The following is a 6,301-nucleotide window of genomic DNA, read 5'->3' on the forward strand; positions in this document are numbered from 1 at the left end:
TGGCAGGCTGAGGGCCGTGACCGAGACGCCCGCGCCCCACACCCTGCCCGCGACCGCCGGCGGGACCTCGGCGGAGCGTCCGTGGCCGGTGCGGCACCTCTCCCCCAAGATCGGGGAGTTCGTGTCGCGGCTGCCCTCGGTGTGGGTCGAGGGCCAGGTCCTCAACGTCAAGCGCTGGCGCCACCTGGTGTTCCTCACGCTCCGCGACACGGACGAGAACATGTCGCTCAGCGCGACCCTGCCCGCGCGCGAGGCCGAGGCGCTCGGGGTGGACCTCGTCGACGGCACACGCGTGGTGATCCACGCGAAGCCGGAGTGGTGGACGCGCTCGGGCTCGCTCCAGCTCGCGGGCCGCGAGGTGCGCCAGGTGGGGCTCGGCGACCTCCTCGCTCGGCTCGAGGCGCTCAAGGAGGCGCTCGCGCGCGAAGGGCTGTTCGAGCTCGAGCGCAAGGTCCCGCTGCCGTTCATCCCCCGCGTGGTCGGCCTGGTGTGCGCGACCCAGGGCGATGCAGAGCACGACGTGGTCGAGAACGCGACGCGGCGCTGGCCTGGTGTGAGGTTCACGATCCGCCGCGTCACCGTCCAGGGGCCGCGCGCCGTCCCCGAGACCACTGCGGCGATCCGAGAGCTCGACGCCATCGAGGACGTCGACGTCATCGTGGTCGCGCGCGGCGGTGGGTCGTTCGAGGACCTGCTGCCGTTCAGCGACGAGGCGCTCGTGCGCGCGGCCGCGGCGTGCGAGACCCCCCTGGTGAGCGCGATCGGCCACGAGAAGGACTCGCCGCTGCTCGACCTGGTCGCCGACTACCGCGCCTCGACGCCCACGGACGCCGGCAAGCGCATCGTGCCCGACGCCGCCGCGGAGGCGGCCGGGATCGCTCGCGCGCGGGTGACCATGGCATCATCCGTCGAGCGGCTGCTCGCTCGCGAGGCCGCCGGCCTCGCGACCCTGCGCTCCCGTCCCGTGCTCGCACGGCCGGAGGCGATGCTCGCTCCCTACGCGGACGCGGTCGCGCACGGGCGCGACCGTGCGACACGCGCGATGACGGCCGTGCTCGACCGCGCGGGCGCGGCCACGCGCGAGCTCACGGCCACCCTGCGCGCGCTCAGCCCGCTCAGCACGCTCGAGCGCGGCTTCGCGGTGGTGCGCACGCCCGACGGAGCGGTCCTGCGCGATGCGGCTCAGGTCGCCGCGGGCGACGTGCTGCGGATCCGGCTCGCTCGGGGCGAGGTCGAGGCGACGGCGCGCGCCTGAGCCCGCCCGTCCCCTCCTTCGCTCCGCACGGTCTGAGCGGCGACACGCCGACGGGACCCGCGCATCGTGCCCCGTCAGGCGGCGTGTCGCACCGGCGACCGTGCGCAGCGAACCGAGGGGCGCCGGGGGTCAGCGCTTGTTGCCGAGCAGCACGTCGAGCGCGTCGGCGCGCTCGGCGTTGTCGTGCGTCTTCGGCGCGGATGCCGATGCGGGTGCGGGGACGCCCGCGGCCGTGACGGTCGGGAAGGACGGCACCTCGGGCGCGGCCGGCGCCTCGACCTTCGCGGCTGCCGCGGCGGCTGCCTCGGCCGCGGCGGCGGACGGGGCCCACGTCCCGGCCTTGACGGCCGCGCTGCGCGCACGCGCGGCCTTGGCGTACTCCTTGTGGAGATGGCGACCGAGCTTCGCGATGAGCGACTCGGACACGGCAGGGTTGTCGATGAGCGCGTAGATGACGTCGACGTTCTTGTCCCGGGCGAGATCCTCGCGCAGCTCGACGGGGATCGAGGCGCGCGGGTTGCGCGCGAGACCGATGCGCACGTCGACCGAGACGTCCTCGGCGAGCTTGAGCAGCGTCATGAGCGGCGTGTCCGGATGCGCTGCGACGGCCGCGCGCACCTTGGCCTCGGGAGAGCGCGCGAGGGTCGCGAGACCGCCGTCCGTGATGCCGTCGGGGATCGCCTTCTGTGCGCTCTGGCGTGCCGTCTGCTGTCCGTTGCTGTCGCTGAACATGTCCACCTCGTCGTGTTGTTCCGGGAACGTAACTCCTGAGAGGGCCCACGGCCCGCGCTATGACGCTGTTCTCGGCATATTTCCCTCAAACCTTGAGCGGACGCCGGGTACGGTAGCCGGCATGAGCACCGCAGCCACGCCCGCCGGCCGCCCCGTCGAGGACCTCAGCTACGAGGAGGCGCGCGACGAGCTGATCGCGATCGTCGCCAGGCTCGAGGCCGGCAGCGCGACGCTCGACGACTCCCTGGGCCTGTGGGAACGCGGCGAGGCGCTCGCCGCGCGCTGCCAGTCGCTGCTCGACGGGGCGTACGCCCGGATCGCCGCCGCAGGGGACGATGCGGACGCCGGCGTCGTGGGCATCGTCGCCGACGAGGACGAGGACGACGCGCTGTGACGGACCACGTGCTGGTGATCGGCGAGGCCCTGGTCGACGTGGTGGTCGGCCCGGAGGGCACCGAGGCGCACCCCGGCGGCTCGCCCGCCAACGTCGCGCTCGGGCTCGCGCGCCTGGACCGCGAGGTCGACCTCCTCACCCACCTGGGGCTCGACCCCAACGGCGCCATGGTCGCGGACCATCTCCAGGACAACGGCGTTCACCTGGTCCCCGGATCCGCAGGGCCGGGCGCCACCTCCGTCGCGACGGCGACGCTCGGCGCCGACGGCTCGGCGGCCTACGACTTCGCGATCGACTGGCACCTGTCCCCCGGCGTGCGCATGCGCAACGCGCCGCTCGCGGTCCACACCGGCTCGATCGCCGCGGTGCTCGAGCCGGGCGCCGCGGACGTCGCCAAGATCGTCTCGGTCCTCCGCCACGGCTCGACCATCACGTACGACCCCAACGCACGCCCGTCGCTCATGGGAGATCCGGCCACCGCGCGCGCGGCCGTCGAGGCCTTCGTGCGGAAGGCGGACGTGGTCAAGGCCTCGGACGAGGACCTCGCGTGGCTCACGCAGGGCGGCGACGTGGACGATGCGGCGCGCGCGTGGGCGGCGATGGGCCCGGCCTTCGTGGTGGTGACGCGGGGCGCCGAGGGCGCGAGCGTGCACGTGCACGACGGCCGCGAGCTGCGCGTGCCGGGCGTCGAGGTCGACGTCGCGGACACCGTCGGCGCCGGCGACTCGTTCATGGCGGGCATCCTCGACGGGCTGTGGGAGGCGGGCCTGCTCGGCGCTCGCCAGCGCGCGGCCCTGCGCGCCATCCCCGATGCGACCCTCGCCGCCGTCCTCGAGCGCAGCGCGCGCATCGGCGCGATCACGTGCTCGCGGCCCGGCGCGAACCCTCCGACGCGGGCCGAGCTCGAGGCCTGACGCAACTCCCCACGAATCGTGTGCGATCCGGGGCGAGGCGGGACAGGGGTCCCGCGCGGGCGTGCCACACTGGGCGCCATGACAACGGAGTTCCGCATCGAGCACGACACCATGGGCGAGGTCCGTGTGCCCGCCGACGCCCTCTACCGCGCGCAGACCCAGCGCGCCGTCGAGAACTTCCCGATCTCGGGGATCACGCTCGAGCGACGCCACATCGAGGCGCTCGCCCGCGTGAAGAAGGCCGCCGCCCGCGCGAACGCGGAGCTCGGCGTGCTCGACCAGGAGGTGGCCGAGGCGATCGTGGCCGCTGCGGACCAGGTCGCGTCCGGCGCGCACGACGCGCACTTCCCCGTCGACGTGTTCCAGACGGGCTCCGGCACGTCCTCGAACATGAACACCAACGAGGTCATCGCGACGCTCGCGACCGCGGCTCTCGGCCGGGACGTGCACCCGAACGACCACGTCAACGCGTCGCAGTCGTCGAACGACGTGTTCCCGACCTCGGTGCATGTCGCCGCGACCTCCGCGCTCGTGGGCGACCTCATCCCCGCGCTCGAGCACCTCGCGACCTCGCTCGAGGGCAAGGCCGAGGAGTTCGCTGACGTCTTCAAGTCCGGCCGCACGCACCTCATGGACGCGACCCCGGTGACCCTGGGCCAGGAGTTCTCCGGCTACGCGGCCGCCATCCGCTACGGCGTCGAGCGCCTCATGGTCGCGCTGCCGCGCGTCGCGGAGGTGCCCCTGGGCGGCACCGCCGTGGGCACGGGCATCAACACCCCCGCGGGCTTCCCGCAGCGCGTCATCGCGCTGCTCGCCGAGGACACCGGCCTGCCGATCACCGAGGCGCGCAACCACTTCGAGGCGCAGTCCGCGCGCGACGGCCTGGTCGAGGTCTCGGGTGCGCTGCGCACCATCGCGGTGTCGCTCACCAAGATCTGCAACGATCTGCGCTGGATGGGCTCCGGCCCCAACACGGGCCTGGGCGAGATCCAGCTGCCGGACCTGCAGCCCGGATCGTCGATCATGCCCGGCAAGGTCAACCCCGTGGTGCCCGAGGCCGTGCTCATGGTCTGCGCGCGCGTGGTCGGGAACGATGCGACGGTCGCGTGGGCCGGCGCGTCCGGGGCCTTCGAGCTCAACGTGCAGATCCCGGTGATGGCGCTCGGCACGCTCGAGTCGACCCGCCTCCTCGCCAACGCCGCCCGCGTGCTCGCGGACCGCACGGTCGACGGCATCGTCGCCAACGTCGACCGGGCACGGTTCCTCGCCGAGGCCTCGCCGTCGATCGTGACGCCCCTCAACCGCGTCATCGGCTACGAGAACGCCGCCGCGATCGCGAAGCACTCCGTGAAGAAGGGGCTGACGGTCCGCGAGGCGACCCTCGACCTCGGCTTCGTCGAGCGCGGCGAGATCACCGAGGCGCAGCTCGACGAGCTCCTCGACGTCACCACGATGGTCGGCCGCTGACGCCGTGACGGGTCCCCGGCGGTTCGCGTAGAATCGCCGGGTTCCAGATCGCACAGCCGCGGGACGGCGGTGCGGGAACAGCGCGACGCCGACCCCGGTTCACCTTCGTGGAGGTGTCACCATGTCACGCACCCGAGTCCTCATCGCCGGCGGCGGCTACGTCGGCCTGTACACGGCGCTCACCCTCATGAGGAAGGCGGGCGACAAGGTCGACATCACGGTCGTCGACCAGCGTCCGTACATGACGTACGCGCCGTTCCTGCCCGAGGTCGGCGCATCGTCCATCGCCCCGCGCAACGCGGTGGTGCCGCTGCGCCGCGAGCTCGAGGGCGCGCGCATCCTCCAGGGCAAGATCAAGCGCATCGACCACGCGTCGCGCACCGTCGAGGCGACCACCGACCTCGGCGAGACCATCGCGGTCGAGTACGACGAGCTCGTCGTGGCGCTCGGCGCCGTGTCGCGCACGCTGCCGATCCCGGGCCTGGCCGAGTTCGGCATCGGCTTCAAGTACGTCGAGGAGGCGATCGCGCTGCGCAACCGCGTGCTCGGTCGCATCGCGCGCGCCGCGACCACCGACGACGACGAGCTGCGCCGCAAGCTCCTCACCTTCGTGTTCGTGGGCGGCGGCTTCGCGGGCGTCGAGGCGTTCTCGGAGACCGAGGACATGGCGAAGGCGTCGCTGCGCTACTACCCCGAGCTGTCGGCGGACGACTTCAACTTCGTGATGGTCGAGGCCGCGCCGCGCATCCTTCCCGAGATGGGCCCCGAGATGGGCGCCTACACCGTCACCGAGCTCGAGGAGCGCGGCATGCGCGTGCTGCTCGAGACGCGCCTCGAGAGCTGCATCGACGGCCACGTGGTGCTCTCCAACGGCGAGGAGTTCGACGCCGACACGGTGGTGTGGACCGCGGGGGTCAAGCCGTCGCCGGTCATCCAGTCGTCGGACCTGCCGCTGGGCCCGCGCGGGCACGTCAACACCGCGGCGACGCTCCAGGTGATCGACGAGCACGGCCTCCCGATCGGCGGCGCGTGGGCCGCCGGCGACTGCGCGCAGGTCCCCAACCTGGTCGAGGGCGAGGGCGACTGGTGCGCCCCGTCGGCGCAGCACGCGGTCCGCCAGGCCAAGCACCTCGGCGCGAACATCGCGCGCGCTCTCGACGGGCAGACCCTCACGCAGTACAAGCACAAGCACCTCGGCGTGGTCGCCTCGCTGGGACTCGGCAAGGGCGTCGCGTCCACGATGGGCATCAAGCTGCGCGGCTGGCCGGCGTGGCTCATGCACCGCACGTACCACCTGCTCGCGATCCCGACCTTCAACCGCAAGGCCCGCGTCGCGCTCGACTGGACCGCGGCGGCGTTCTTCCGTCGCGACCTCGTGTCGATGGGCCGCATCCAGGAGCCGCGCCGCGCCTTCGAGGAGGCCGCGCGCTCCTAGCCCCCACCCCCTCTGGACACTTCCAACGGAGTTGGTCCCGACACGCCGTGCAGGAGCGGACGATGCGCCGGTTCCGTCGGCGTGTCGCCGCGAGATCCGTTGTG

The 6,301-nt window shown here is 73.1% G+C and carries 6 protein-coding genes; 5 read left to right on the forward strand and 1 reads right to left on the reverse strand.

All coding sequences use genetic code 11. From position 1 onward, the window contains the following. Window positions 1-16 precede the first annotated feature (16 nt). Window positions 17-1,255 (forward strand): exodeoxyribonuclease VII large subunit, encoded by a 1,239-nt coding sequence (gene xseA, locus AOM09_RS09830; RefSeq protein ID WP_228375111.1) that lies wholly within the window; start codon window positions 17-19, stop codon window positions 1,253-1,255. A gap of 129 nt (window positions 1,256-1,384) precedes the next feature. On the opposite strand, the gene AOM09_RS09835 is transcribed toward xseA, so the two are convergent. Then, window positions 1,385-1,987, reverse strand: a complete 603-nt coding sequence (locus AOM09_RS09835) for a hypothetical protein (protein WP_062387547.1) — start codon at window positions 1,985-1,987, stop codon at window positions 1,385-1,387. 121 nt (window positions 1,988-2,108) lie between these two features. Between AOM09_RS09835 and AOM09_RS09840 the strand changes: the two genes are divergently transcribed. From AOM09_RS09840 to AOM09_RS09855, 4 genes are all read left to right on the forward strand, one after another. Continuing rightward, window positions 2,109-2,381, forward strand: coding sequence for an exodeoxyribonuclease VII small subunit (locus tag AOM09_RS09840; RefSeq protein ID WP_062387550.1), 273 nt, complete (start codon window positions 2,109-2,111; stop codon window positions 2,379-2,381). Beyond that, complete coding sequence (locus AOM09_RS09845) at window positions 2,378-3,295, forward strand: carbohydrate kinase family protein (RefSeq protein ID WP_062387553.1); 918 nt, start codon at window positions 2,378-2,380, stop codon at window positions 3,293-3,295. The genes AOM09_RS09840 and AOM09_RS09845 overlap by 4 nt, the downstream gene beginning before the upstream one ends. Window positions 3,296-3,373: 78 nt before the next feature. Then, window positions 3,374-4,762 (forward strand): class II fumarate hydratase, encoded by a 1,389-nt coding sequence (locus AOM09_RS09850; protein ID WP_062387556.1) that lies wholly within the window; start codon window positions 3,374-3,376, stop codon window positions 4,760-4,762. Between the two features lie 121 nt (window positions 4,763-4,883). Continuing rightward, entirely contained in the window at window positions 4,884-6,197 is a 1,314-nt protein-coding gene (locus AOM09_RS09855) for an NAD(P)/FAD-dependent oxidoreductase (RefSeq protein WP_062387559.1), read from the forward strand. The last annotated feature ends 104 nt before the right edge of the window (window positions 6,198-6,301 follow it).

This window comes from Demequina iriomotensis, from assembly GCF_000971395.1.
GTDB lineage: Bacteria > Actinomycetota > Actinomycetes > Actinomycetales > Demequinaceae > Demequina > Demequina iriomotensis.